This is a genomic window from Actinoplanes rectilineatus, assembly GCF_000962825.1.
Lineage (GTDB): Bacteria > Actinomycetota > Actinomycetes > Mycobacteriales > Micromonosporaceae > Actinoplanes > Actinoplanes rectilineatus.
Genome location: NZ_JZKF01000050.1, coordinates 37064 through 61287 on the forward strand (window position 1 = coordinate 37064; position 24224 = coordinate 61287).

General features: G+C 70.1%; 27 protein-coding genes. 13 read left to right on the top strand and 14 right to left on the bottom strand.

Features of this window, described 5'->3' with window-relative positions:
* The first annotated feature begins 15 nt into the window (after window positions 1–15).
* A complete protein-coding gene (locus WH85_RS30415) occupies window positions 16–1131 on the top strand; it encodes a chitinase (RefSeq protein WP_083449372.1) in 1116 nt (371 codons plus the stop codon).
* A complete protein-coding gene (locus WH85_RS52415; protein ID WP_045745481.1) occupies window positions 1131–1922 on the top strand; it encodes a cysteine/serine endopeptidase inhibitor in 792 nt (263 codons plus the stop codon). The genes WH85_RS30415 and WH85_RS52415 overlap by 1 nt, the downstream gene beginning before the upstream one ends.
* Here the strand turns inward: WH85_RS52415 and WH85_RS47545 are convergent.
* Window positions 1919–2647 (bottom strand): dihydrofolate reductase family protein, encoded by a 729-nt coding sequence (locus WH85_RS47545; RefSeq protein ID WP_342669808.1) that lies wholly within the window; start codon window positions 2645–2647, stop codon window positions 1919–1921. The two genes, WH85_RS52415 and WH85_RS47545, sit on opposite strands and share 4 nt — an antisense overlap.
* Window positions 2648–2771: 124 nt before the next feature.
* On the opposite strand from WH85_RS47545, the gene WH85_RS30430 reads away from it, so the two are divergent.
* Window positions 2772–3101 (top strand): hypothetical protein, encoded by a 330-nt coding sequence (locus WH85_RS30430; protein ID WP_157411301.1) that lies wholly within the window; start codon window positions 2772–2774, stop codon window positions 3099–3101.
* A gap of 95 nt (window positions 3102–3196) precedes the next feature.
* Here the strand turns inward: WH85_RS30430 and WH85_RS30435 are convergent, their stop codons facing one another.
* Both WH85_RS30435 and WH85_RS30440 read right to left on the bottom strand, forming a co-directional pair.
* Window positions 3197–4159 carry an aldo/keto reductase gene (locus tag WH85_RS30435; protein ID WP_045745483.1) on the bottom strand — a complete coding sequence of 321 codons (963 nt, stop codon included), beginning with the start codon at window positions 4157–4159 and terminating at the stop codon, window positions 3197–3199.
* 6 nt (window positions 4160–4165) lie between these two features.
* Window positions 4166–4879 (bottom strand): NADPH-dependent FMN reductase, encoded by a 714-nt coding sequence (locus tag WH85_RS30440; RefSeq protein WP_245674153.1) that lies wholly within the window; start codon window positions 4877–4879, stop codon window positions 4166–4168.
* Here WH85_RS30440 and WH85_RS30445 point away from each other — a divergent pair.
* Window positions 4878–5717 (top strand): helix-turn-helix transcriptional regulator, encoded by an 840-nt coding sequence (locus tag WH85_RS30445; protein ID WP_045745484.1) that lies wholly within the window; start codon window positions 4878–4880, stop codon window positions 5715–5717. The genes WH85_RS30440 and WH85_RS30445 overlap by 2 nt on opposite strands.
* On the opposite strand, the gene WH85_RS30450 is transcribed toward WH85_RS30445, so the two are convergent.
* Window positions 5676–6272 (bottom strand): hypothetical protein, encoded by a 597-nt coding sequence (locus tag WH85_RS30450; protein WP_157411302.1) that lies wholly within the window; start codon window positions 6270–6272, stop codon window positions 5676–5678. The two genes, WH85_RS30445 and WH85_RS30450, sit on opposite strands and share 42 nt — an antisense overlap.
* A gap of 30 nt (window positions 6273–6302) precedes the next feature.
* Between WH85_RS30450 and WH85_RS30455 the strand changes: the two genes are divergently transcribed.
* Window positions 6303–7031, top strand: a complete 729-nt coding sequence (locus tag WH85_RS30455) for an SDR family NAD(P)-dependent oxidoreductase (protein ID WP_052720910.1) — start codon at window positions 6303–6305, stop codon at window positions 7029–7031.
* Here WH85_RS30455 and WH85_RS30460 read toward each other — a convergent pair.
* The 4 genes from WH85_RS30460 to WH85_RS30470 are packed head-to-tail and all read right to left on the bottom strand — an operon-like array spanning window position 7014 to window position 10058.
* Window positions 7014–8042: a hypothetical protein gene (locus WH85_RS30460; RefSeq protein ID WP_045745486.1), complete on the bottom strand. Its 1029-nt coding sequence runs from the start codon at window positions 8040–8042 to the stop codon at window positions 7014–7016. The genes WH85_RS30455 and WH85_RS30460 overlap by 18 nt on opposite strands.
* A gap of 17 nt (window positions 8043–8059) precedes the next feature.
* Window positions 8060–8185, bottom strand: coding sequence for a hypothetical protein (locus WH85_RS53840; protein WP_281179098.1), 126 nt, complete (start codon window positions 8183–8185; stop codon window positions 8060–8062).
* Between the two features lie 3 nt (window positions 8186–8188).
* Window positions 8189–8602 (bottom strand): MerR family transcriptional regulator, encoded by a 414-nt coding sequence (locus tag WH85_RS30465; RefSeq protein WP_063775559.1) that lies wholly within the window; start codon window positions 8600–8602, stop codon window positions 8189–8191.
* Window positions 8603–8621: 19 nt separating this feature from the next.
* The gene (locus WH85_RS30470) at window positions 8622–10058 is read right to left on the bottom strand and encodes a SulP family inorganic anion transporter (protein WP_045745488.1); all 1437 of its coding nucleotides are present in this window, start codon (window positions 10056–10058) and stop codon (window positions 8622–8624) included.
* A 131-nt stretch (window positions 10059–10189) separates the two neighbouring features.
* Between WH85_RS30470 and WH85_RS30475 the strand changes: the two genes are divergently transcribed.
* Together WH85_RS30475 and WH85_RS30480 are read left to right on the top strand one after the other, a co-directional pair.
* A complete protein-coding gene (locus WH85_RS30475) occupies window positions 10190–10810 on the top strand; it encodes a TetR/AcrR family transcriptional regulator (RefSeq protein WP_045745489.1) in 621 nt (206 codons plus the stop codon).
* Between the two features lie 66 nt (window positions 10811–10876).
* Window positions 10877–12454 (top strand): FAD-dependent monooxygenase, encoded by a 1578-nt coding sequence (locus WH85_RS30480; RefSeq protein WP_045745490.1) that lies wholly within the window; start codon window positions 10877–10879, stop codon window positions 12452–12454.
* Here WH85_RS30480 and WH85_RS30485 read toward each other — a convergent pair.
* Complete coding sequence (locus WH85_RS30485; protein WP_157411303.1) at window positions 12379–12894, bottom strand: hypothetical protein; 516 nt, start codon at window positions 12892–12894, stop codon at window positions 12379–12381. The genes WH85_RS30480 and WH85_RS30485 overlap by 76 nt on opposite strands.
* A gap of 423 nt (window positions 12895–13317) precedes the next feature.
* On the opposite strand from WH85_RS30485, the gene WH85_RS30490 reads away from it, so the two are divergent.
* From WH85_RS30490 to WH85_RS30510, 5 genes are all read left to right on the top strand, one after another.
* The gene (locus WH85_RS30490; RefSeq protein ID WP_342669809.1) at window positions 13318–13701 is read left to right on the top strand and encodes a GntR family transcriptional regulator; all 384 of its coding nucleotides are present in this window, start codon (window positions 13318–13320) and stop codon (window positions 13699–13701) included.
* Window positions 13698–14579 carry an ATP-binding cassette domain-containing protein gene (locus WH85_RS30495; RefSeq protein ID WP_045745493.1) on the top strand — a complete coding sequence of 294 codons (882 nt, stop codon included), beginning with the start codon at window positions 13698–13700 and terminating at the stop codon, window positions 14577–14579. Before WH85_RS30490 ends, WH85_RS30495 begins: the two co-directional genes overlap by 4 nt.
* Complete coding sequence (locus tag WH85_RS30500) at window positions 14576–15283, top strand: hypothetical protein (RefSeq protein WP_045745494.1); 708 nt, start codon at window positions 14576–14578, stop codon at window positions 15281–15283. Before WH85_RS30495 ends, WH85_RS30500 begins: the two co-directional genes overlap by 4 nt.
* Before the next feature lie 135 nt (window positions 15284–15418).
* Window positions 15419–15994, top strand: a complete 576-nt coding sequence (locus WH85_RS30505; protein WP_045745495.1) for an NADPH-dependent FMN reductase — start codon at window positions 15419–15421, stop codon at window positions 15992–15994.
* 207 nt (window positions 15995–16201) lie between these two features.
* Window positions 16202–17437 carry an MFS transporter gene (locus WH85_RS30510; protein WP_083449375.1) on the top strand — a complete coding sequence of 412 codons (1236 nt, stop codon included), beginning with the start codon at window positions 16202–16204 and terminating at the stop codon, window positions 17435–17437.
* Window positions 17438–17557: 120 nt separating this feature from the next.
* On the opposite strand, the gene WH85_RS30515 is transcribed toward WH85_RS30510, so the two are convergent.
* From WH85_RS30515 to WH85_RS30525, 3 genes are read right to left on the bottom strand one after another with little or no spacing between them, the layout of a single operon-like run.
* On the bottom strand, window positions 17558–18919 hold the full coding sequence (locus WH85_RS30515; protein ID WP_045745496.1) for an aminotransferase class V-fold PLP-dependent enzyme: 1362 nt from the start codon (window positions 18917–18919) through the stop codon (window positions 17558–17560).
* The gene (locus WH85_RS30520) at window positions 18912–20477 is read right to left on the bottom strand and encodes an ATP-binding cassette domain-containing protein (RefSeq protein ID WP_083449376.1); all 1566 of its coding nucleotides are present in this window, start codon (window positions 20475–20477) and stop codon (window positions 18912–18914) included. Before WH85_RS30520 ends, WH85_RS30515 begins: the two co-directional genes overlap by 8 nt.
* 49 nt (window positions 20478–20526) lie before the next feature.
* Complete coding sequence (locus WH85_RS30525) at window positions 20527–21318, bottom strand: hypothetical protein (RefSeq protein ID WP_045745497.1); 792 nt, start codon at window positions 21316–21318, stop codon at window positions 20527–20529.
* A gap of 253 nt (window positions 21319–21571) precedes the next feature.
* On the opposite strand from WH85_RS30525, the gene WH85_RS30530 reads away from it, so the two are divergent.
* The gene (locus WH85_RS30530; RefSeq protein WP_045745498.1) at window positions 21572–22495 is read left to right on the top strand and encodes a DUF808 domain-containing protein; all 924 of its coding nucleotides are present in this window, start codon (window positions 21572–21574) and stop codon (window positions 22493–22495) included.
* A 47-nt stretch (window positions 22496–22542) separates the two neighbouring features.
* On the opposite strand, the gene WH85_RS30535 is transcribed toward WH85_RS30530, so the two are convergent.
* Window positions 22543–23217: a class I SAM-dependent methyltransferase gene (locus tag WH85_RS30535; protein WP_211275492.1), complete on the bottom strand. Its 675-nt coding sequence runs from the start codon at window positions 23215–23217 to the stop codon at window positions 22543–22545.
* 60 nt (window positions 23218–23277) lie between these two features.
* Window positions 23278–24015 carry a helix-turn-helix domain-containing protein gene (locus tag WH85_RS30540; RefSeq protein ID WP_045745499.1) on the bottom strand — a complete coding sequence of 246 codons (738 nt, stop codon included), beginning with the start codon at window positions 24013–24015 and terminating at the stop codon, window positions 23278–23280.
* Window positions 24016–24224: the final 209 nt, after the last annotated feature.

Genomic DNA, 24224 nt, shown 5'->3' on the forward strand with positions numbered 1-24224 from the left:
TGTTGCATTGACGGTATGAGCTCCCCTGATCGCAGGAGCAGAACCCTGCTCGCTGCCCTCCTCAGCCTGGTCACCGCCGTCGGCCTGCTCACCCTCACCACCGGGCCGGCGGCCGCCGCCGCGACCGGGCAGATCACCGGACTGGCCGGCAAGTGCATCGGCGCCGCGGGCGGCAACACCGCGGGCGGCACGGCCATCGACCTGTACTCGTGCGTCGGCGACGCCACCCAGCAGTGGACCCTGCCCGGCGACGGCACCATCCGCACCGCCGGCAAGTGCATGGACCTGTCCAACGCCGGCACCGCCGACGGCACCAAGGTGCAGCTGTGGGACTGCAACGGCACGGTCGCCCAGCAGTGGATCTTCAGCAGTGCCCGCGACCTGGTCAACCCGAACGCGAACAAGTGCCTCGACCTGACCGGCGGGTCGTCGGCCGACTTCACCGTCGTGCAGCTGTGGACGTGCAACGGCACCGGCGCCCAGAAGTGGACCGTGCCGACCAGCTCCGGCAGCGGATTCGTGGTCACCGAGGCCCAGTTCAACCAGATGTTCCCGGGACGCAACGGCTTCTACACCTACAGCGGCCTGGTCGCGGCGATCAGCGCGTACCCCGGCTTCGCCGGCACCGGCAGCGACACCGTCCGCAAGCAGGAGGCGGCGGCGTTCCTCGCCAACGTCGGCCACGAGACCGGCGGACTGGTGTACATCGTCGAACAGAACACCGCGAACTACCCGCACTACTGCGACTGGGGACAACCGTTCGGCTGCCCGGCCGGCCAGTCCGCCTACTACGGGCGCGGGCCGATCCAGCTGTCCTGGAACTACAACTACAAGGCGGCCGGTGACGCCCTCGGCATCGACCTGCTGAACAACCCGTGGCTGGTGCAGAACGACGCCGCCGTCTCCTGGAAGACCGGCCTCTGGTTCTGGATGACCTCCACCGGGGCGGGCAGCATGACCGGCCACAACGCGATGGTCACCAGCGCCGGGTTCGGGCAGACCATCCGGACCATCAACGGCAGCCTGGAATGCGACGGGCGCAACCCCGGCCAGGTGCAGAGCCGGGTCGACGCGTACCTGCGGTTCACCCAGATCCTGGGTGTCGCGGCCGGCACCAACCTGTACTGCTGATGGTCATCCTCAAGGCGCTGTTCGCCGCGATGATGACGTTCGCGGCCGCCGCGATCCCGATCGGCCAGCCGATCGCCGGCAAGGCGACCTTCTACAACGACGCCGGGTACGGGGCGTGCGGCACCCCGATCAACGCCGCCACCGAGATGCTCGTCGCGGTCTCCCACACCTACTGGACCACGGCGAACCCGAACCTCGACCCACTGTGCCAGGGCATCTCGGTCGAGGTCACCTACAACGGCAGGACGATCACGGTGCCGGTGAAGGACAAGTGCCCGTCCTGCGCCGCCACCCACATCGACCTGAGCCAGGCGGCGTTCGCCCAGTTCGCCTCCACCGACCCGGCCGACACCCCGGGCGTCCTCAACCTGACCTGGAAATTCGTCAGCTCCACCGGGGGCGGAGGCGGCCGCACCGGCCCGATCACCGGCCTGGCCGGCAAGTGCATCGGCGCCGCGGGCGGCAACACCGCGGGCGGCACGGCGGTCGACCTGTACTCGTGTGTCGGCGACGCCACCCAGCAGTGGACGTTCCCCGGCGACGGGACGATCCGCACCGCCGGGCGATGCCTGGACGTGTCCAACTCGGGCACCGCCGACGGCACCAGGATCCAGCTGTGGGACTGCAACGGCACCGGCGCGCAGCAGTGGGCGTACAGCAGCGCCCGCGACCTGGTGAACCCGAACGCGAACAAGTGCCTGGACCTGACGGGCGGCTCGTCGGCGGACTTCACCGTGGTGCAGTTGTGGACGTGCAACGGCACCGGCGCCCAGAAATGGACGGTCCCTTAGGGCAGGGCGTACCGCAGCCAGACGTGACCGTCACGCAACGGCTGCACGTCGGCGAGCATCAGACGCCGCGCTGAGACCTGATCGAGCAGCCGGGCCGTATCCCCGGCCCGGCTGCTCGCGGCACCGGCCACGTGCGGCGCGACGATCAGGCTCAGCTCGTCGACCAGGCCGTCCTCGGCCAGCCGCGCGGCGAGCATCCCCCCGGCGTCGGCGCGAACGGTACTCACCGCGTACCCCACAGCGAGAGAGCCCAGACCCGCAGCAAGATCAACGCGTGCGCCCCGGGTGACCACATGCCCGGCCCCGAGACGGCGAAGCCGGTCGGTGTGCTCCGGCGGCGTGTCCGCGCAACACCACACCACCACGTCACGCCACCGCGGCAGGTCACGCAGCCAGCGCAGCCGGGTCAGCCGCCCCCGCCCGTCGGCCACCACGAGCAGCGGCCGCCCGTCGACCGCCGGCGGCAGGCGCCCGGCGTCCTCACCGCTCAGATCCACACCGTGCGCCGCGGCCACCGCCAGCATCGTGCCACTGCCGGCCAGCACCGCGTCGGCCCCGATCCGCGCGCCGATCTCCTCGTGCAGATCACGGTCGACGGGAAAGCCGGCCAGGCGCCCGTCGACGCTCACGCTGCCATGCAATACCACCCGCGGCCTGCTCACCGGCGCATTCTGCCAGATCAAACCCCTGCGGGGGTACGCGCGGAGCCCACCGGCCGCCGACACCAGCCGGACGGCGGAGCCGGGCCCGGAGCCGGGCTGCCGACAGCGGCCGGACGGCTGATCCGCGTCGGGCCCGGCTCCGGCGATGGTGGCCGGGAACCGTCACGGACCGCGCAGGAAGAACCCGATGCCCGAGATCAAGTACCTTCTGGCCGCCGTCGTGGCCCTGGCCCCGCTGGTCGTCCCCGCGTCACAGCCCGCCGTCAGCGGTGTGCTGCTGCGCACCGGAGGACCGGCCGGAACCGCGGACCAGGGCATCGCCGGCACGGTGCTCCTGCAGGCCGCCGACGGCACGATCACCTCCGCGGTCGCCGACACGTCCGGCCGGTTCCACGTCACAGTGCCGCCCGGGACGTACCAGGTCACCGGCGACCGTTCCGCCTGCGCCTCGGAGGCACCCGTCGTCGTCCCGGCATCCGGCCGCACCGGCATCGAGGTGCACTGCCACGTCCGCTGATGGTGACCATCGGCGTCGTCCGAACGGTGATCCTCACCCATCCGTGAACACCGAGCCGGGGCGACACACATTCGGATGGGACTTCGCCCACGGCGCTAATAGCCGGTCGGCTGCCGTGGAGTGTAGGGAGCGGTGAGCATGACGTGCTCCTGCTCGCCCAGCGTGACCGTCACTGCGGCGGCGTCATCGAGGTGGTGTGGCGCGGTGGCACCCACGATGGGTGCGGCCACGACCGGATTGCTCAGAACCCACGCGAGCGCGACCTGTGCCATGGTGACGTCCTGGGCGCTTGCGACGGTCTGTACCGCGTCGATGATGCGGCGGTCGGCGTCGTCGAAGAAGTGCCTGCCGATCTGGTCGTTGACCGAGCGTGACGTCTGCTGGCGGTAGGGACGGGCAAGGCGGCCGGAGGCGAGTGGACACCAAGGCAGGCTGGATACGGCCTGATCGGCCAGGAGCCCGAACATCTCCCGTTCCTCCTCGCGTTGCACGAGGCTGTATTGGTTTTGCATCGAGACGAACCCGGTCCAGGAATGTAGCTGAGCAGCATGTTGCATCTTGGCGAACTGCCAGGCAGCCATCGACGAGGCACCGAGAAAGCGCGCCTTGCCCGCGGCAACGACGTCGTGCAAGGCCTCCATCGTCTCCTCGACGGGGATCTTCGGGTCGAAGCGGTGGATCTGGTACACGTCGACGTAGTCGGTGCCGAGCCTGCGCAGCGAAGCGTCGATCTGCTCCATGATCGCCCGACGGGACAGGCCGGAGCCGGTCGGCCCATCGTGCATCGGGAGGCCGACCTTCGTGGCGATGACCACTTCCTCACGCCGGGCGAAACGGCGCACGGCCCGGCCCAGGATCTCCTCGGAGGTGCCGTGTCCGTAGACGTTCGCGGTGTCCCAGAGCGTGATGCCCAATTCGACCGCTCGCCGAAAGATGGGCTGAGCGGTGTCCTCGTCCAGCGTCCACGGGTGCCTGTCGGTGGGTTGGGCCAGAGCCATGCAGCCGAGCGCGATCCGGCTCACTTGCAGCTCCGACGAGCCCAGACTGGTGTAGTCCATCGATCGTCACGCCCCACCCGGGTACGGGACAGCGGTACGGGCGGCACGCAGCGCCTGCGCCCACCAGGAAAGTTGTTCCAGGAGCGTCTTGGCGTAGCCGGCTGCCGCGGCGTCCAGCGGGGTGCCGTCCTTCCAGGCGGTGAAGTAATTGGGGAAGGTCAGTCCGTCGCGGATGGTCACCGCGTGCAGTTCGGTGAGCACGTTCTCCAGGTGAAGCACCGCGTGCCGGCCACCGGCCGCACCGCCGTAGCTGACGAACGCCACCGGTTTGGCGGTCCACTGGGTGAAGTGCCAGTCGATGAGCGCCTTCAGCGACGCGGGATAGCTGTGGTTGTACTCCGGGGTGACGATGATGAAGGCGTCGGCCTCCGATAGCTTCCTGGTGAGGTCTTTCATGCCTTCGGGACGGGGGTAGTCATCCCCGGCGAACTTCGGCGACGCGGCCGGCAGCGTCAGCGGGATGTCGACCCCGGCCAGATCGACGAGGTCGACGTCGAAACCGCCGTGTGCCCGAATCTGGTCCGCCACCCAGGAGGCGACGACCGGCCCGAACCGGCCCTCCCGCACGCTACCGACGATGACCACGAGTCTGCTCTTGTCGCTCATGCCGTCGACGATCCGTCGTTTCCGGCCGAGCAGCCAGACCGGGTGCAGGCTGGCCCCCACAGGGCCACCCTGCACCCCGCCGGCCGTACGCGCGGGGCCGTAGGCTCGCAGCATGGGTACGCCGCTAGGAGACTTCGTCCGGGCCAAACGCGACAGCATCCGGCCAGAGGACTTAGGCCTTGCGGCACACCAGCGACGACGTGCCCCCGGGCTACGACGTTCGGAGCTGGCCTCACGGGCCGGGGTCAGCGTCGAGTATCTGACCAGAATCGAACAGGGCCGCGACCGCAACCCGTCCCGCTCGGTCGTCAACGCCCTCGCCGACGCGCTCGACCTCGGCACCGCCGAACGCACCCATCTGGGCTACCTCGCCAAGATCACTGGTGGGGCATGCGCCGGACATGTCCGGCCGGCGCCGCCCGAGCGGACCATACGGCCGGCCGTGCGCCAGATACTCACCCTCCTCGAGCCGGGCATCGCCTTCGTCACCAACCGGCTCGGTGACGTGCTTGCCCACACCGACGGCTTCGGCACGGTCATGCGCGACACCGGCCTGCTGGACGCCGAGGAGCCCAACCTCACCCGGTATGTCTTCACCCATCCTCGGGCCAGAACCATCTTCGTCGATTGGGACCAGATCGCCGACGAGCAGGTCTTCAACCTGTGGCTCGGGCCCTCGACCGAGACGTTCGCATGGTTCACGGCAGACTTCGCGACCGTAGCCGGCACCGAGTTCACGCGGCGGTTGCACCGCCACATCCCTCCTGCCCGAGTCCCGCTGAGGATGACTCACCCGCGCGCGCATCAACTGCGATGGAATCGGGAGGTCCTTGAGCTGCCTCCCTCGGACGCCCAGCAACTGATCCTTCTGCTACCCGCTGATGACGCCACCGCCACAGCGCTGGATCACCTACGCGAGCGCCCGCACCGCACCGCCCTCCGCGCTGTCTGACACCGGGCGCTTCCGGCCGTGGGAAGCTACGACGGTCAGCAGCGCCGCGATCGACACATGCAGGTCCGCCAGACGGGTGTTCCCGCCGGAGACCGCGGTGAACGCCCCGGCGAAGGCCGGGTACTCGGTCATCACCTCCAGGATCACCTCGGGCAGATCGACGCCGGGCAGCATCGCACCCGCCCGGTTGCGCAGGTCGATCAGACTGGGCGGGGTGTCGCGGGCGTCGTCCCTGACCACGTGCAGCCGGCCGTCGGCGTCGATGCTGACCGGCCCGTCCGGGACGATCCCGTCGCTGACGGCTCGCCACGCCGCATCGAGGTCCGCGGTGTGCCTGGCCAGCAGATCGTCCGGATCCTCGGGTAGTTCCAGCGCCCCGAGTGCGGTGGTTTTCGCCTCGGCCCGGCGTGCTCCGGTCAGCAGCCGGGCGCGCGGATCCGACCAGCGGTCGGAGACCGCGGCGAAGATGTCGCGGTGCCTGAGCCCGGTGTGGAACATCTCGAGCACGCAGAACACGGAGGCGTTGCGGTCCACCGTGCACCCAGGGTTGATCACGAGACGTCCGGGAAGGGAAGGACTGTGACCATGACCAGGATCGCTATCGTCACCGGGGGCGGGGACGGCCTCGGCCGGGAGATCGTTATCGGTCTGGCGGGCGCCGGCTACGGCGTTGTCGTGGCTGACGTCGACGCGGCGGCCGCCCGGGACTGCGCGGACCGGGTGGCGGCCGTGGGCGTGCCGGCCCGGGCGCTGCGTGCCGACGTGCGGGAGCCCGCGGATCTGCACCGGATCGTGGCGGCCGCGCGCGGGCTCGGCGGGCCGCACGTGCTGGTCAACAACGCCGGCGGCTGGACCCCGGACCAGCAGTATCCGCAGGCCGACGCCGGCGCCTGGACCGCGACGATCACCTTGAACCTGATCGCGCCGATGATGCTCGGTCAGCTTGTTCTCGAGCCGATGCGGGAGCTGGGCGGCGGCGCGATCGTCAACATCGCCTCCAGCGGCGGTCTGGGTGCCGCCCCGTACGGTTCGCCCGAGTACGGTGCGGCGAAGGCCGGCCTGATCCGTTTCACCAGCAGTGTGGCCGGGCTGGCGCAGACGCACCGGACCCGGGTGATGTGTGTGGCGCCGGACTGGATCGGGCTGCCGCGGGCCCAGGAGCAGTGGCGCCGGCTGGCCGTCAAGGAGCGGGCGCTGATCCCGCCGGCCGACGTCGTCGCCACCGTCCTGAATCTGATCGCGGACGGCACCGCCGGGACGGTCGTCGAGATGTGGGGTGGCCCACCACCGAAAAGCTCAGTGGATGCCGAGTGACCGCCACCAGGACCAGGTGAAACCGTATTTGCGGCTGCCCCAGAACCAGGCCCACTCCATGATCGGCGCGACGGGGGTGCCCAGTTCGGCGAAGACCACCTTCGCCTGCCGGTGCTGACCGGACAGGCTGTAGTACATGGCCATCCACTGGCGGACGCCGTGGATGCGGACCGAGGTGGGCGGGGCGGCCCGGAACTTCGCGATCCACTGGTCGATGTCGGCGCGCACCTCGCGGCGCCGGAAGTAGCGCTTGCAGTCGCGCAGGGACTTCGACGTGAAGGTGTTCCACGAGTATTCGCGCATCGCGTACTCGAAATGGGCGTACAGCGGCAGCAGCGCGGTCTTGTGGCCGGGTGGTGCTTCGGCGGCGGCGGTGCGGGCCATGCCGAACATCTGCTCGTGCGAGCCGAACCACTTCTGGCAGTGCAGGGTGATCGCGGTCGAGTGCAGGGCGAAGTTGTGCGGGTCGCGGCGCCGGCCTTCGGCGTAGACGCTGCCGAACGAGGTGCGCAGGGCGCTGGAGTCGGCGAACATCGTGGAGAGCATCAGCGTCCACGGCTGCGGATCGCCGGGCAGGGCTACCTCCATCGCCCGCTTGCCGACCAGTTTCGCCGACGTGGACAGGGCGTGGAAGTCGGCGAACTGCTGGGCGGAGGTCTCCGAGGCGGGCGCCCCGCCCCGGGCGTCGCCGGCACGCCGGTCCAGCACCTCGGCCTGCATCAGCACCACGGTCGGGTCGTCCGGGTGGGACGCGACCCACGTGTCGAACCCGTGACCGTCCTCGACGGCCACGCTGGTCATCTCGCCGAGCAGCCCCTGACGCAGGTCCCAGTCGGTGGGCGCGGTCTCGTCGACGAGTTCCCGGGCGGACTGCCACCGTCCGGCGCGGGCGAGTTCGCGTACCCGCAGAAGGGCTGGATGGGGCAGTGCGTTGTCGGGGTCGATCTCCGGTTCGGGTGGGATCCCGCCGTCGAGGACGCTGCGGATCAGGTAACGCACGGTGAAAAGCACCGCCGCATGCTAGTTGATCAATGGCCCGCGGCGCTGACCCGGCCGGGCAGCATCCGGTGGTGGACGGCGCCGACGTCGGCGACCGCCTCCCACGCCTGCGCCGCGGGGACGTCGAGACGGATCTCCGAACGTACCGTAGCCATGGTTTAAGCCTCCGTGTGGTCGCCGCCGTGGCGGTGGATCTGTTCCTCGATCTGGGTGGCGAAACCTTCGGCCATGGCCAGCTGGTCGCGCAGGGTGCGCACCCGGTCCTGGGCGGCGGTGTGGAACCCACCGAGCCGGTCCTGCAGGGCGCCCCGGTCGGCGCCGGTGACCGCCGGGTCGCTCAGGGCGTCCAGGATGGTGAGCAGGTCGCGCATCTCGTCGAGGGTGAAGCCGAGCGGTTTCATCCGCTTGATGACCCGCAGGCGGTCCAGGTCGGGTTCGGTGTAGAGCCGGAACCCGCCGTCGCTGCGGGCCGACGGCAGGACCAGGCCGGCCTCCTCGTAGTGGCGGATGGTCCGGATGCTGAGGCCGACACGATCGGCCGCTTCGCCGATCTGCATGAGTCCTGCGGTCATCGCACCATCCTGCCCGGTGTCAGTGTCCGACCTTGAGCTGCCCGGCCAGTGCGCCGTGCATGGCCGCGGACTCCTCGTTCAGGCCGGTGAAGGTGACGGTCTTGCCGCGCTGGGCGTACCGGGTGCTGATCGCGTCGAGGGCGGCGACCGAGGAGGCGTCCCAGATGTGCGCGGCGGACAGGTCCACGGTCACCGCATCCGGGTCGTTCGCATAGTCGAACTGGTGCACGATGTCGTTGCTGGAGGCGAAGAACAGTTCGCCGTGTACGCGGTACGTGTCGCCGTCGCGGGTGACCCGGGTGAAGTGGGCGACCCGGCGGGCGAACACGACCATCGCGGTGAGCACGCCGAGGATCACGCCGACGGCCAGGTTGTGGGTGGCGAGGGTGCCGGCGACGGTGACCAGCATGACGACGATCTCGCCGGCCGGCATCCGTTGGAGGGTGGCCGGGGCGACGCTGTGCCAGTCGAACGTCGACACCGAGACGATGACCATGACGGCGACCAGGGCGGCCATCGGGATCAGCGCGACCACGTCACCGAGGGCCACCACCAGGATCAGCAGGAACACCCCGGCCAGGAAGGTCGACAGCCGGGTCCGCGCGCCGGACGCCTTCACGTTGATCATGGTTTGGCCGATCATCGCGCAGCCGCCCATGCCGCCGAACAGGCCGGTGACGATGTTCGCCACGCCCTGGCCCCAGGATTCGCGGGTCTTGTCCGAGCCGGTGTCGGTGATGTCGTCGACCAGTTTGGCCGTCATCAGCGACTCCATCAGGCCGACCAGGGCGATGCCGAGGGCGTACGGGGCGATCACCCGCAGCGTGTCGAGGGTGAACGGGACGTCCGGCAGGGCGAAGGTGGGCAGGCTGTCCGGCAGGGTGCCCTGGTCGCCGACGGTCGGCACGGTCACCGCGGTCAGCACCGTGAATCCGGTGAGCAGCACGATCGCGACCAGCGGCGCGGGTACGGCGGTCGTCAGCCGCGGCAGGAACACCATGATCGCCAGCGCGACGGCGGCCAGCGGGTACACCGCCCACGGCACGCCGATCAGGTGCGGCACCTGCGCCGTGAAGATCAGGATCGCGAGGGCGTTGACGAAGCCGACCATCACGCTGCGCGGGATGAACCGCATCAGCCGGGCCACGCCGAGCACCGCGAGCAGGATCTGCAGCAGGCCGCCGGCGATCACCGCCGCGATCAGGTAGTTCAGGCCGTGCGAGGCGACCAGCGGGGCGACGACCAGGGCGATCGCGCCGGTGGCCGCGCTGATCATGGCGGGCCGGCCGCCGCAGAACGCGATGGTGACGGCCATGGTGAACGAGGCGAACAGGCCCACCCGCGGGTCGACCCCGGCCAGGATGGAGAACGAGATCGCCTCCGGGATCAGCGCCAGGGCGACGACCAGGCCGGCGAGCACCTCGGTACGCAGCACGCGGGGTGAGGTGAGTGACATGCGGTGTCCTTGTCGGTGGAGCGGAGCGGGCCGGGCGACTCTACTCTCCGGTAAGGGTAGATTTCCGCCGGGCTGAAAAATTGCGCGCCACGCATCTTTGCGGGACACGCAAAAATAGCTACCGTGGGGGCATGAGCGGACTGCGGGAACGCAAGAAAGCCGAGACCCGGGCGGCGCTCGGCTGGGCCGCCATCCACCTCACCGCCGAACACGGCTACGACAACGTCCGCGTCGAAGACATCGCCGAAGCCGCCGGCGTCTCCCCGCGCACCTTCAACAACTACTTCTCCAGCAAGGCCGAAGCCATCGCCTCCCGCCACCTCGACCGCAGCCTGCGCACCGCCGCCACCCTGCGCGAACGCCCCGCCGCCGAACCCCTCTGGACAGCACTCACCGTGGCCGCACTGGCACAGTTCACCCGCGGACCCGAGGTCGAGGCGATGCCGTCACCCGACCACGCCTCCTGGGCCGCCGGCATCCGCACCATGCTCGCCGAACCCGCCCTGCAGGGCGAACGGCTGCGCGCCGCAGCCGCGGCCGAAGCCGAACTGGCCGCAGCCGTCGCCGACCGCACCGGCACCGACCTCGCCACCGACATGTTCCCGCGGCTCGTCGCCGCCGCCGCGACCGCCGCCGTCGGCGTCGCCATGCAGCACCACCTCGACAGCGGCGACCCGCCCACCCCGATCGACGCCCTCATCACCGGCGCCTTCGCCCAGATCGCCGCAGGTCTGCCCGCACCTACCCGCTGAAGCATCCCCCGCGCCACCCGTCGACGGTCACGCGTCGATGCCGTACGCCCTGAAGGGATCACGACCATGATCGATGTCATCGTCGCCGGCGCCGGACCCAACGGCCTGATGCTCGCCTGCGAACTCGCCCTCGCCGGCCTGCACCCCGTCGTCCTGGAACGCCGCCGCGAAGCCACCGGTGAACCCCGCGCCAACGGCATCGTCGGCCAGGCCGTCCGGCTGCTCGACCGGCGCGGCCTGCACGCCCGGCTCAGCGGCACGGACACCCCGCCGCAGCCCCTGCCGGCCTTCGTCTTCGGCGCGTTCCCCCTGGACCTGACAATGCTCGCGGACAACCCGCACTACGTGCTCGGCGTGCCGCAGGCCCGGCTCGAGACCGTCCTCGCCGAACGGGCCGCCGAACTCGGCGTCGACGTGCGCCGCGGCCGGGACCTCGTCGACCTGCGGCAGGACACCGACACCGTCGAGGCGGTGCTGGCCGACGGCACCCGGCTCACCACCCGGTACCTCGTCGGCGCGGACGGCGGCCACAGTGTCGTACGCCGCCTGGCCGGCATCGACTTCCCCGGCGTCACCCACGACCGGTCCGTCTCCCGGTCCGCCACCGTGACCGTGCCCGCGTCCTTCGTCGACCCGCAGACCGGCGGGCTACTCGTCCCCGGGTACGGCCTGGTCCCGCCGTTCCAGCACACCCGCACCCCGCACGGCCTGATCGCCTGGGCGCCGTTCCCCAACCGCCCGGCACTGCTGAGCACCACCGAATGGCCGGCGGCACCCCAGACGGACGACACCCCGATGAGCCTGGCGGAGCTACGGTCCAGCGTCACCCGGGTGCTCGGCGCCGAACTGCCCCTGACCGCACCGGACGGCCCCGGCCTGCTGCGGCGGCTGACCAGCGGCAACACCCGGATCGCCGCCCGCTACCGGGACGGCCGGGTGCTGCTGGTCGGCGACGCCGCGCACGTACACCCGGCGATCGGCGGCCCCGGCCTCAACCTGGGCCTGCAGGACGCGGTCAACCTGGGCTGGAAACTCGCCGCCACGGTCCACGGGTGGGCGCCGGAAGGACTCCTCGACACGTACGAGACGGAACGCCGCCCGATCGCCGAACGGGTCGTGATGTCCACCCGGGCACAGTCGGCGCTGATCGCCCCCGGCGACGACGTCACCGGCCTGCGGGACCTGTTCGCCGAACTGCTGACCAAACCGGAGGTGACCGGGCACATCGCCGCGCTGATGTCCGGCGCGGACGTCCGCTACCCGGCCGACCCGGCGGACCCGCTCGCCGGCCGTACCGCCCCCGACGTGACCGTCGACAGCGGTGCGGGGCCGGTCCGGCTCGCCGAGCTGACGCGGACGGCCCGGCCGCTGCTGCTGGACTCCGTGGGGGCGTACGCGGAGATCGCCGCCCCGTGGAAAGACCGGGTCGACGTGGTCACGGGCACGCTGCACGGCACGACCGCGTCCGCGCTGCTGATCCGCCCCGACTGCTTCGTGGCCTGGTCAGCCGAGGCAGAGACCGGTGCGACGGTGAGCGCGGACCGGTTGCGGGCCGCGCTCACCCGGTTTCACGGAAGTCCGCAGGCGCCGTCGTCGACGAGCCCGTACGGGTTGATGCCACCCACGTTGACCCCGGAGTCGTAGGTGGCGGCCGTGGCGGACCGGACCCGGACACAGACCCGGTTGATGTCGTGCTGCGGCGTCGGCGGGTACCAGATCCAGGCGCTGCCCTCCTCACGGAAGGCCGCGGTGCCCTTGCGGGTGTATGCGGAAGTGCCGTCCCCGTAGACGTCGTAGGCGACCCGCAGCGTGGCCGACGTGTCCACCTCACCGGTGGCGCCGATCAGCCAGATGTAGACGTACCGGACGGTGGCACCGTTCAGGCCCACGCAGTTGTTCGTCGTCAACCGGTCACAGTTGGTGTTGTCGAACATCACCTCGACGCAGATCTTCCCGAGGCTGGTGGTGGTCTGGGTGCACCGCCAGTCCTGGACGTTGTCGACCGCCGAGGCGGGGCCGGGGAACGCCAGTGAGGCGGCCAGGGCGGTCACGAACCCGAGGCCGGCGGTGATCAGTCTCCGCACATCGTCTCCTTCGCCGTCACCGACCACGATGATCGATGACCGTCGACAGTAGACGAATGCAGGCGAGGTGTGGAGCCCGTTACGGGAAAGCGACAAGATCGTCTGGACACCTTTCGCAGGCAGACCCCGACTGCGAAACGACCCGGGCAATCGGGTTGATGCGTCCGTTTTGCGCTGGCAAGGTGTCTCCTCGTGGCTGAACGCAAGCCGGAGGCGCTAACGGCTGTTCCGCCGTACCGAGGAGTCAGGGTGATCGATCCGGCACAGATCCGCGCGGCGCTCCCGTTGTGGGAGCTGGACTTCGTCACGCCCGGGCGCCGGCCATATGGCAACCCGAGGGCTATCTGACCGCGGTCCAGGATGGACGGGGAACGGCGGTTGCCGATATGGTTCGTTACTGAAGTAAGGAACCGAAGAGGCTGGATGTGGGGCGTGTTTGACGAGCGGAGGCCCATCTACCGGCAGATCGCCGAGCAGATCAAGAACGACGTACTGCGCGGGGTGCTGCACGCCGACGAGCAGATCATGTCGACGAACCAGTACGCGGCGTTCTACCGGATCAATCCGGCGACGGCTGCCAAAGCGTTTCAGCAGCTTGTCGACGAGGGGCTTCTCTACAAACGCCGCGGTGTCGGGATGTTCGTGAGTCCCGGCGCCCAGCAGACGTTGCGCGCTGAGCGCCGCAAGCGGTTCTTCACCGATGTGGTCCGGCCGATGGTGGCCGAGGCGCAGACGATCGGGATCCCGCTCGCCGACATCGTCGACCACATTCAGCAGCCGACCGACGCCACGGGGGAGGCACGATGACGTTGACCATCACAGTGAACGATCTTCAGGTGAGGTACGGGGAGACTGTCGGCCTTCAGGATCTCAGCGCCGAACTGCCGGGCGGCAAGATCTACGGTCTGCTCGGCCGTAACGGCTCCGGGAAGACGAGCCTTCTCGCGGTCCTCGCCGGGTTCCGTAAGCCGTCCGCCGGCACGGTGACCGTCGACGGCCTGCCGGTCTTCGAGAACTCCCGGATCACCCGGCAGGTCTGCCTGATCCGGGAGAGCGGCATCGTCGGCGACCCCACCGACAGCGTCCGGGACACGCTTGACGTCGCCCGGCGGCTGCGGCCCGGCTGGGATGCCGGGTACGCCACCACCCTGATCGAGCTGTTCGGGCTGCCGCCACGGAAGAGGGTCAGTGAGCTGTCGCTGGGGCAGCGTTCCGCTTTCGGCGTCGCCGTCGGGCTGGCCTCCCGAGCCCCGGTCACCATGTTCGACGAGGCCCACCTGGGGATGGACGCGCCGACCCGGCAGGCCTTCCAGGACGAACTGCTGAGAGACTTCATCGCCCGGCCCCGGACGATCATCATCTCCACCCATCTGGTGGAGGAGCACAGCCCCCTGTTCGAACGGGTCCTGATCCTGCGGGAGGGCCGGCTGCTGGTGCACGAGGACCTCGACGACCTCCGCGCCCAGGGCATGTCGCTGACCGGGCCGGCGGCAACGGTCGACGGCGTCGTCGCCGGGCTGACGATACTGAACCAGCAGCAACTCGGACCGACGAAGTCAGTCACCGTGTCCGGCGCACCCGACGAGGTACGCCGCGCCGCCGAAGCGGCCGGCCTGGAGATCGGACCGGTCGCGGTACAGGACCTCTTCATCCACCTCACCCAGCCCACCGGAGCCACCCGATGAACCGGCCGGCCCGGCGATGGCCGATCGCTCACCTGCTGCTCACCACCCACCTGCCGTTCCTGGCGGTCTGCCTGGCGGGCCTGATCCTGCTGGCCTGGCTGATACTCGGCGGGGTGAGTGCTTTCGGCTCGGTACGCATCAGCGCCCTGGACGTCGGCGGCCCGTTCCTGCGATGGCTCGCCCTCGGCTACGGCTACCACCTGCTCGCGACGATGCTGCCGACCTTCCTCGTGCACGGTCGGACACGCCGCGAATACCTGCTCCAGGTTCCGGTGTTCCAGCTCGTCACCACCGCTGTGCTGGCCGGTATGACGACGCTCGGCTACGCGGCGGAAACGGTGCTCTACCGTGCCGCGGGCTGGCCCCACCAGCTCGCGCAGGACCGGCTCTACGACAACACCGGGGACTACCTTCTGATCTTCGGAAACTACTGGACGATGCTGCTGGGCTGGATGGTGACCGGGTGGTTCCTGGGCGCCGCCTTCTACCGCTTCCAGGTCGGCGGTGTGCTGGCCCTGCCGGTCGCGCTGGGTCTGCTCCTGGCGAACGCGACGGGTGACCTTCCCATCGTCGACGCCGGTCAGTGGCATCAGGACCTCGGCGTGCCGGTGGCGCTGGCCCTGGCCGCCGGCGGCACCGTCGTCGCTGCCGTCCTGTGCTGGGCGATCGCCCGGGACATGCCACTGCATACCCGGACGTCCTGAGGAATCAGCTTGCTGATCCGCCCCGACTACTTGTGGGCTGGTCAGCAGCCGCCGGGTTCACCGAAACCGGCCAGGCCGCCACCACGGCTACGTAACGTCCGGGTAAGGCCAGTCACCGGAACCCGGGAGCACATCATGATCCGCATCGGCATCATCCTCGGCAGCACCCGCCCCCAGCGCAACGGCGAACAGGTCGCCACCTGGGTGCTCGACAACGCCAAGCAGCGCAGCGACGCCGCCTTCGAACTGGTCGACCTGTTGGACTTCCCGCTGCCGCACCTCGACGAGCCGATCCCGCCGTCGATGGGCCAGTACCAGAATCAGCACACCAAGAAATGGGCGGAGAAGATCGCCTCGTTCGACGGGTACGTGATCGTCACCCCGGAGTACAACCACAGCACCTCCGGGGTGCTGAAGAACGCCCTCGACTACCTGTTCGCCGAGTGGAACAACAAAGCGGTCGGGTTCGTCTCGTACGGGTCGGTCGGCGGCGCCCGGGCGGTCGAGCACCTGCGGCTGATCGCCGGCGAGCTGAAGATGGCCGACGTGAGGCAGCAGGTGACACTCGCCCTGAACAGCGAGTTCGAGAACTACAGCGTGTTCAAGCCCGGCGCGTACCAGCTCCCTCAACTCGCCACGCTCCTCGACGAGGTCGTCTCCTGGAGCACCGCTCTGGCCACCCTGCGCCCACCCGCCACCCCGGCACCCTGACTCCTCGCCGGCGACACAGCCGGCCGGCTGTAACGGCTGGTAACCACCCGGAGACCGAGGCATCCGTCGCCGGAGAAGATGGTCTCCGGGTGGTGCCGCCAGTCCAGCCGGCTGCGCGGGAACGTACTGGATGTGGCCCCGGCATTCCTTCGTAGGGCCGGGCAATCGGATTGATGCGTCCGTTTCGTGCTGGCAGGGTGAGTCCTCGTGCCCGGACTCGAGACGACAGCGGACCGCAGTGCCGAGTGGCCACTGCGCACGCCGGCGTTCCGGTGGTTCTTCGCCGGACGCTCGATCTCCACGGTCGGCAGTTTCATGGCGCCGGTCGCTCTCGCGTTCGGGGTTCTGGACCTCACCGGCAGCAGCACCTGGCTGTCCGCGGTTCTCGCCGCCGCCGTGATCCCGATGGTCGCCACCATGCTGATCGGCGGAGCCGTCGCCGACCGCCACCCCCGGGACGCCGTGCTCCGCCTGACCAGCTTCGGCGCCGGCGTCACCCAGGCCGGCGTCGCCGTCGTCCTGCTCACCCACCAGCCACCCGCACTGCTGCTACCACTGTCCGCGCTCAACGGCGTCTTCCAGGGCCTGACCACGCCCGCCCTGCGCGGCATCCTCGCGAACCTGGTGTCCGGCCGCGCCCTGCAGCAGGCCGGCTCGCTGCTCGCCACCGCCGGCAACACCGCCCGCATCCTCGCGCCGAGCGCCGCCGGGCTGCTGACCGCCTCGGTCGGCGGCGGCTGGGCGATCGCCGTCGACGCCGTCACCTTCCTCGTCGCGGCCGCCTGCTTCGCGCGGATCGCCCTGCCCGGCCCACCGCCACAGGCCGGGTCCATGCTGGGCGACCTGGCCGAGGGCTGGACCTATTTCCGGACCCGGACGTGGATCTGGTCGGTGACCCTGGCCTTCGCCGTCTTCAACGCCACCACCATGGGCTTCTGGCAGGTCCTCGGCCCGGTGCTCACCAGCGACACGATCGGACCCACCGGGTGGGGACTCGCGCTCAGCGCCCGCGGGGCCGGGGCGCTGAGCACCGGCCTGATCCTGGTGAGGGTGCCGCTCATGCGGCGGCCCATGACACCGGCCCTGACGGCCATGGCGCTGGCCGCCCTTCCGCTCCTGCTGCTCGGCACCGGTACGAACCTGGCCTGGCTGTCGGCCGCCACGTTCACCGCCGGCGTCGTCGCCGAGTTCTTCACCGTCGTCTGGGTGACCGTCACCAACACTCACATCCCGGAACGTCTGCTCTCCCGGGTGGGCGCCCACGACGAGTTCTGGTCGTTCCTGGCCTTACCTCTCGGCCAGATCGCCGCGTCCGCCCTCACCACTGTGGTCGGCGCCACGACCGTCGCTGTCGCCGGCAGCGGTCTGGGAGCAGCCGCGATGCTGTTGGCGGCGCTCGTCCCGGCACTGCGCCGCCTCGAGCTGAACAGCAGAGCCGTTTAGCCGTCGCGGCCGGCCTCGCCGTCCAGGCGCAGTGCGGTGCTGGGGTCTCTGTGCGCGGTGCCGGTGCCGACATGTTTCGCGTCGAGACAGGCCTGGAAGGACATGGTTCTCCTATGAAGTTCAGCAGCGCAGGCGTGGGGCCAGGCCGGACGTGCCGGTGTGCCGGTCCTGGTAGGCGCGGGTGAGGAAGTCCAGCAGGCGCCGCACGTCCCCGGCGGTCGAGGCGATGCCGAACGAGACGCGCACCGCGCCGCCGGTCGGCAGGCCCAGCCGGCGCAGGTATTCGTCGATGGTGTGCACGCCCCAGCGGGTGGAGCCGCGCAGCTGCCGGGCGCCGATCGCGAACGCGCCCTCACCCGCGCCCGGGTTGCAGAAGCAGCCGGTCCGCAGCGCCAGCCCGGCCGCGGCGGCCTCCGACGCGACCAGGCGTTCGTCGACGATCCGTCCGGCCGCGTCCAGCAGGTTGAACGCCACCGTCGCGCCGCGTCCGACGGTGCCGGCCGGGCCGTACACGCGGATCATCGGGGTGCCGTCGCTGTGCCGCAGCGCGGCCAGGCCGGTCAGCAGGGCCGCGGTGAGGTCGCGGACCCGGTCGCGGATCAGGTCCCGGCCGACGCCGCGCAGCCAGCCGAGTCCGAATTCGACGTCCGGGATGTGCAGGAAGTCCAGGGTGCCGTCCTCGAACGCGGTCTCGTCGGGGGCGAGCCGGTGCCATTCGGTGCCGACGCTGACCGCGGCGATCGTGCCGCCGGCGAACCAGGGGCGGCGCAGCCGGGCCAGGGCGGCACGGCGGGCGACCAGGCTGCCGACACCGGTCGGGTAGCCGAGCACCTTGTACCAGCTGACCGGCACGAAGTCGGGTTTGTGCCGGGACAGGTCCAGGTCGTGGACGGGCAGGTAGGCGGCCACGTCGAGGAGCACGTCGTACCCGGCGTGGTGGGCCGTTTCGATCCATTCCAGCGGGTGCTGGACGCCGGTGAAGTTGCTCTGCGCCGGAAAGGCGAAAAGGCCACGGCGGCGCAGGGCCGCGGTCACGGAAGCGTCGGCGACCCGCAGATCCGGTGGGCTCAGCGGAATGTAACGCCGACGGGCCCGGGCACGCCGGGCGAATTCCCGGATGCCGTTCACCGAGTTGTGGTTGTCGAAGGTCATCACCAGGTCGCGGCCGCGGCCGAACGGATAGGACTCCCCCACGATCCGGCACGCCCCGGACGCGTTCGGCGTGAAGATCACCGCGTATTCGGCCGGGTCGGCGTTCAGGAATTCCAGAATCGCCCGGCGGGCCGAGGCGACGAGCGCGGTGCTGGCCACCGACGGCGGATTCTCCGAATGCGGATTGCCGAAGGCTCGCGACGACAAGCGCTGGTGGTGGGCGTCCAGCTGGGACCGGGCATAGACGCCGGCGCCGGTGTAATCCAGGTAGACCTCGTCGCCGAGGTGGGCGTATTCGGTCTGGCGCAGCTCGTCGAGACGGTCAGACACGGCGGTGCAGCACCCCCCACGTGGCGGCCAGGAACAGTACCGTCATGCCGGCCAGGATCAGCCAGTTCTCACCGACCGGCCGGGCGAAGCTGTCCTGGTACGCGGCGAGCAGCGGCGGCCCGAGCGGGGATCCGCCGTCGCGCCAGAGTTCCTCCAGGCCGGCGCTGTGGCCGAGGGCTTCGAACGACCACCGGTTCGACATCGCGTAGCTCATCGCCCGGCCGACCGGCGCCATCACCGGCACCGGCAGGATCGCGCCGACGAACAGCACCTGCGGGAAACACAGCATCGGCAGCACCAGACCGGCCTGGGCGACATCGGACACGCTCGCCGAGCACAGCAGCCCCAGCGCCAGCGCGCACGCCGACCCCAGCACCGCTGTCACATAGACCGCGGCGAAATCGGCCGCGGTCAGGGCGGGCAGCCGGTCGAGCAGCCGCAGAACGACCAGCAGCAGCAGATCCACGACGGCCAGCAGCGGCAGCAGCAGGATCACCTTGGCCGCCAGATAGGGACCGCGGCGTACCCCGGCGAACACTTCTCGTCGCAGGATCGCCGTTTCGGTGCAGATCTGCAGCAGGCCGTAGGTGAGGCCGAAGAAGAACACCCCGAAAGCGATCCAGAACAGCACCATCACCGTCGTCGGCGGGTCCGGCGGCCGGCCGAAGGCACCCGGTTCGAACAGCATCAGGAACATCGCCAGGATCACCAGTGGGGAACCGGCGAGAATGGCCAGGGTGAGCCGGTCGGCGGTCAGGATCGCCAGCTCACGCTGGGCGAGTTTCCAGGTCTGCCGGGGTACGCGCGAAGCCCGCTCCCGTGGCGGCTGCGCGGAAGGCGCCGTGGGAGTGTCCGGCCACGTGGCGGCGGTGTCGAGGCGCCCGTAGATCCCGGCGACGTCGTCCGCCCCGAAATGCGCGGCGGTCGCGTCCGCCGGGCCGTGGTAGACCAGCCGCCCGCCCGGGGCGAGCACCACCGCCGTGTCGCACTGCTGCACGTCGGCCGGGTTGTGGGTGGTCAGCACCACCGGAACCCCGTCGTCGGCGAGCCGCCGCAGCAGCCCGAGCAGGTCGGCGGCGGCGGCCGGGTCCAGTCCGGAGGTCGGTTCGTCCAGGAACAGCGCCGCCGGCCGGGCCAGTAGTTCGACCGCGATGCTGGCCCGTTTGCGTTCGCCGCCGCTGAGCGCGCCGACCCGGGTGCCGGCCCGGTCGTCGAGTCCGAGAACGGTCAGCACCTCGGCGACCCGGGACTCGTCGACGCCCCGCAGCCGGGCCGCGAACCGCAGTGTCCGGGCCAGGGGCAGCTGCTGGTGGATGATGTCGTCCTGCGGAACGTACCCGATGAATCCCGGGGGCCCGGTGTGCCGGACCCGGCCCTCGGCCGGTGGGCGCACCCCGGCCAGGGCCTGCAGGAGGGTGGTCTTGCCCGCTCCGCTGGCGCCGATGACGGCCACCAGTTCCCCGGCCCGGACGGTGAGCGAGACACCGCCGAGGGTTCGGCGGCCGCCCCGCACGACCTGGCCCAGACCTGTCGCCTCTATCCCCGCAGCCACCGGCACGCACTGAACGTTATCGCCCGGATGCAAACCGGTGAATATCCGAAAGCCGTCAGACAGAGGCGAACCGTGCCGCGAAGGCGACGGCGGTCAGGTCCCCGTCGCGTAGCCGCTCGGCCGTCGCGGTCTCCCCGATCGCCTGCAGGGTGCGCACCGCCCGGTTCGTCGCCGCCTGATCGCCGCGCAGCAGTGACCGGGCCAGCCGCGCCTGGGTGGGGCGCAGCGTGGCGAACGCGCACAGGTCCAGCGCCGCGATCAGCGCGTCGTCGAGGGTGTCGGCCATCGCGCGTTCGAGTACGAGTTCGCGCATCCAGTCCGGCCACCACCCGTACTTGCCGATGATCTTCCCGACGTGGATGGCCTCGGCCGGGGTGGCGCCCGAGTTCAGCAGCTGCGCGGTGACGTTGATGTCCAGGTGTTCCATCCGCAGCGCGGACACGAACACCCGCAGCAGCGGCAGCGTGCCCAGCCAGGGCTCCGCGGCGGCCGCGGCGGCCGCATACTGGCCGTCGATGACCAGCCAGACCGCCTCCGCCTCGATCAGCGTGTCCGGGTCGACGTCGCGGGAGCGCAGCCGGTCGATGGTCTCGCGCAGGCGCTCGCCGGCTTTCTCGTGCCGGTCCTGCAACGCGTCGCTGCCCGGCTTGTTGTGGTAGGCGATGGCCATGTCCGCGGCGATGTCGGCTTCCCGCTGCAGCAGCCGGGCCAGGATCTTCGGCAGCATCATCTCGGTCAGGCCGGTGGTCAGGATGGCGGCGTCGAACTGGCCGGTCGCGGTCTCGAACTGACCCCACCACTCCCCGTCGTGGGAGGAGGCCAGCGTCGGTGACTCCTTGTTCGGCATACGCCTCCCTCCGCCTTCCGTGACGACAGTGTGTTCTTCCGTGCCGGGGGCCTATCGGCGTACGCATGGTCCATCTTCGGCCTCGTGGGATTTCCTACTTTCCCTTTCCCTCGCCCTTCTGGGGGTTTCCTGCCGGGAAGGTGCTGCTTGACGGTTTCTCCAGCCGTAACAGAGCCCCGTTCGCAACTCCGATAGCGTGTTCACCGACGCTGGTGGGTAAATCCCCGGCAGGAACCGATCGGAAGGACCTCTCTTGAGTGCTGGACTGGCCGCACTGCTCGACGACGTGGCGGTTTTGGCCCGGGCCGCCGCCTCGTCCCTCGACGATGTGGGACTCGCCGCCGCGAAGGCCGGCACGAAGGCCGCCGGCGTGGTCATCGACGACGCCGCGGTCACTCCGCAATATGTTCGCGGGCTCGCCGCGGAGCGGGAGTTGCCGATCGTCAAGCGGATCGCCCTGGGCTCGCTGCGCAACAAGTTCCTGATCATCCTCCCGGTGATCTTGCTGCTCAGTGAGTTCCTGCCCTGGGCGCTGACGCCGCTGCTGATGATCGGCGGGCTCTACCTCTGCTTCGAAGGCACCGAGAAGGTGTGGGCGAAGATCGCCCATCACGAGTCGCACGGCGACGACGACGGGTTCAAGGACGAGAAGACCCTGATCAACGGCGCGGTCCGCACCGACCTGATCCTCTCCGCCGAGATCATGGTCATCTCGCTGAACGAGGTCGTCGACGAGGGTTTCTGGTCGCGTCTGGTGATCCTCGCGATCGTGGCCGTGGTGATGACCGTGCTGGTGTACGGGGCGGTCGGCCTGATCGTGAAGATGGACGACGCCGGCCTGCGACTGGCGGCGCTGCCTGGTAGGGGGGTAGCGGCGTTCGGCCGTGGACTGGTCAAGGCGATGCCGAAGGTGCTCACCGTGCTGACCGTGGTGGGCACCGCGGCGATGCTGTGGGTCGGCGGGCACATCCTGCTGGTCGGCACGGACGAGCTCGGGTTGCACGCCCTGTACAGCATGGTGCACCACGTGGAGGAGGCCGCGCACGACGCGACCGGCGCTCTCGGCGGGGTGGTCGGCTGGCTGGTCAACACGATCTTCAGCGCGATCCTGGGTGTGATCGCCGGCGCTGTGGTGATCGCGGTGGTGACCCTGGTGCAGAAACTGCGCAAGAAGTAGGCGACAGAGAAGAAAGGGGGACCCGGCCGGGTCCCCCTTTCTTCGTGTCAGTTCACGGTGATCTCGAACATCGCGACCGACCCGCGGACCTCGATCCGGTAGCGCTCGAACCGGGACGAGAGCGCCTCGTCCAGGCCTGCCAGGGAGTCCTCCCGGTTGCTCATCACCTTGGTCGCGTTCAGGATCGTCAGCTTCGCCGGGGCGAGCCGGCCGTGTTCGACACCGTGGGACAGCACGGTCGACCCGAAGATCCGGCCGCCCTTCGTCACGTACGGCACGACGTTGTCGAAGACGGCGCCCTTGTGCGCGAACCCGCCCGGAATGCAGTGCAGCAGGAAGTTCATGCCGACCGAGTCGAACCGGGCGTCACCCAGGTTCAGCGGTTGCAGCACGTCGCGGCGCAGCGCGGCCGGCCGGTACCGGCGCAGCCGCCCGGCCGTCTTGCGCAGCACCTCGTCGTTGAGGTCGACGAGGGTCAGCTCCGGCCGGTCCGTCGGGAACGTGCAGTGGTCCAGGTAGAAGCCGCTGCCCGGGCCGAGGTCGAGGTGCCGGTTGCCGACGTGGCGGTCGTACTGCTCCAGCATCCGGGCGCGGGAACAGTGCCAGACCAGCGGGCAGACGATGCCGAGCACCCACACGTCGTAGATGGCCAGCACGCCGCGGCCGTACACCGCGCTCCCGGCCTTGACCTGCTCCGCGGACGGCGACACAGCTTGCTTCACGAGCGCACCCTTCTCTCTCCCCACCTTGAGAGTACGGGTGATGTGACCGTTATGTGGCTTTCACTCGCCGGAGACCGGCTGCGGCCGGCCCTTGGTGCCGTGCAGGATCTCGCGGGCCTGGTCCGCGGCCCGCACGATGCTCTCCGAGACGAAATCGACGAACCGGGCGATGTTGCGCAGCCGGTCCGCCGCCGGGGTGTCGGCGCCCAGCACCCCCACTCCCTGCTGGGCGATCTCGGCGAGGCGGGCGGTCGAGCGGGCGCTCGCCATCATCGACTGGTACATCACGTCGTCGTCGACCACGTAGCGTTCCCGGCGGCGCTCGTCGCGTTCCCGCCGGATCAGGCCCTGGCCCTCCAGCAGCGTGATCGCCTTGGAGATCGACGCCGGGCTGACCTGCAGGCGCGCCACCAGCTCGGGGGCGGTGAGGCTGCCGCTGTCGGTGGTGTAGAGCGCGGTCAGCGTGCGGGCCGTCATCGCCGGCAGCCCGGACTGGACGAAGACGTCGGCGAGGACCTCCTCGTACGCGTTGACGGCGACCGCATCGCGCCCGTGCGCCTGGGCCGGCACCCCGGGCCGCCCGGTGACGGCTTTGCGGCGCCCGCGCGCCCGGTGCCCGGTGGCGTGCTGGGCCAGGTCGGCCTTGTACGCCCCGGGACCCCCGTTGCGCATGACCTCCCGGGTGACCGTCGACGTGGGCCGGTCGAGTCGCCGGGCGATCTCCGCGTAGGCGAGTCCCTCACCCAGCCCCTGACTGATCTGCTGGCGTTCCTGCGGGGTGAGTCGGCCTCCGGGCATCGCGGTCTCCTCCGTGATCGTCGAGCGTCCACACTGTAGCGTTCACCTTTGTTCCATTGCAACGAAAAGGGGTGTGCAGTTGCGTTAGATTCAGCGCCATTGCAATGATTGCACTCCTCTGAGCTGGTATTTCTCTGGCATTACGCGACTTCGCTGTTCTTGAAAATCGGAAAGCAACGTAGCGTTTCCGGTGTCAGAAACAACAGATC

Coding starts and splice junctions, on each gene's coding strand:
- WH85_RS30445 (WP_045745484.1), top strand. CDS start 4,878: ATGGGTACGCCGCTAGGAGACTTCGTCCGGGCCAAACGCGACAGCATC.
- WH85_RS52415 (WP_045745481.1), top strand. CDS start 1,131: ATGGTCATCCTCAAGGCGCTGTTCGCCGCGATGATGACGTTCGCGGCC.
- WH85_RS30440 (WP_245674153.1), bottom strand. CDS start 4,879: ATGCTGCGAGCCTACGGCCCCGCGCGTACGGCCGGCGGGGTGCAGGGT.
- WH85_RS30415 (WP_083449372.1), top strand. CDS start 16: ATGAGCTCCCCTGATCGCAGGAGCAGAACCCTGCTCGCTGCCCTCCTC.
- WH85_RS30525 (WP_045745497.1), bottom strand. CDS start 21,318: ATGCCGAACAAGGAGTCACCGACGCTGGCCTCCTCCCACGACGGGGAG.
- WH85_RS30480 (WP_045745490.1), top strand. CDS start 10,877: ATGATCGATGTCATCGTCGCCGGCGCCGGACCCAACGGCCTGATGCTC.
- WH85_RS30495 (WP_045745493.1), top strand. CDS start 13,698: ATGACGTTGACCATCACAGTGAACGATCTTCAGGTGAGGTACGGGGAG.
- WH85_RS30430 (WP_157411301.1), top strand. CDS start 2,772: ATGCCCGAGATCAAGTACCTTCTGGCCGCCGTCGTGGCCCTGGCCCCG.
- WH85_RS53840 (WP_281179098.1), bottom strand. CDS start 8,185: ATGGCTACGGTACGTTCGGAGATCCGTCTCGACGTCCCCGCGGCGCAG.
- WH85_RS30455 (WP_052720910.1), top strand. CDS start 6,303: ATGACCAGGATCGCTATCGTCACCGGGGGCGGGGACGGCCTCGGCCGG.
- WH85_RS30435 (WP_045745483.1), bottom strand. CDS start 4,159: ATGGACTACACCAGTCTGGGCTCGTCGGAGCTGCAAGTGAGCCGGATC.
- WH85_RS30465 (WP_063775559.1), bottom strand. CDS start 8,602: ATGACCGCAGGACTCATGCAGATCGGCGAAGCGGCCGATCGTGTCGGC.
- WH85_RS30470 (WP_045745488.1), bottom strand. CDS start 10,058: ATGTCACTCACCTCACCCCGCGTGCTGCGTACCGAGGTGCTCGCCGGC.
- WH85_RS30500 (WP_045745494.1), top strand. CDS start 14,576: ATGAACCGGCCGGCCCGGCGATGGCCGATCGCTCACCTGCTGCTCACC.
- WH85_RS30540 (WP_045745499.1), bottom strand. CDS start 24,015: ATGCCCGGAGGCCGACTCACCCCGCAGGAACGCCAGCAGATCAGTCAG.
- WH85_RS30475 (WP_045745489.1), top strand. CDS start 10,190: ATGAGCGGACTGCGGGAACGCAAGAAAGCCGAGACCCGGGCGGCGCTC.
- WH85_RS30505 (WP_045745495.1), top strand. CDS start 15,419: ATGATCCGCATCGGCATCATCCTCGGCAGCACCCGCCCCCAGCGCAAC.
- WH85_RS30490 (WP_342669809.1), top strand. CDS start 13,318: ATGTGGGGCGTGTTTGACGAGCGGAGGCCCATCTACCGGCAGATCGCC.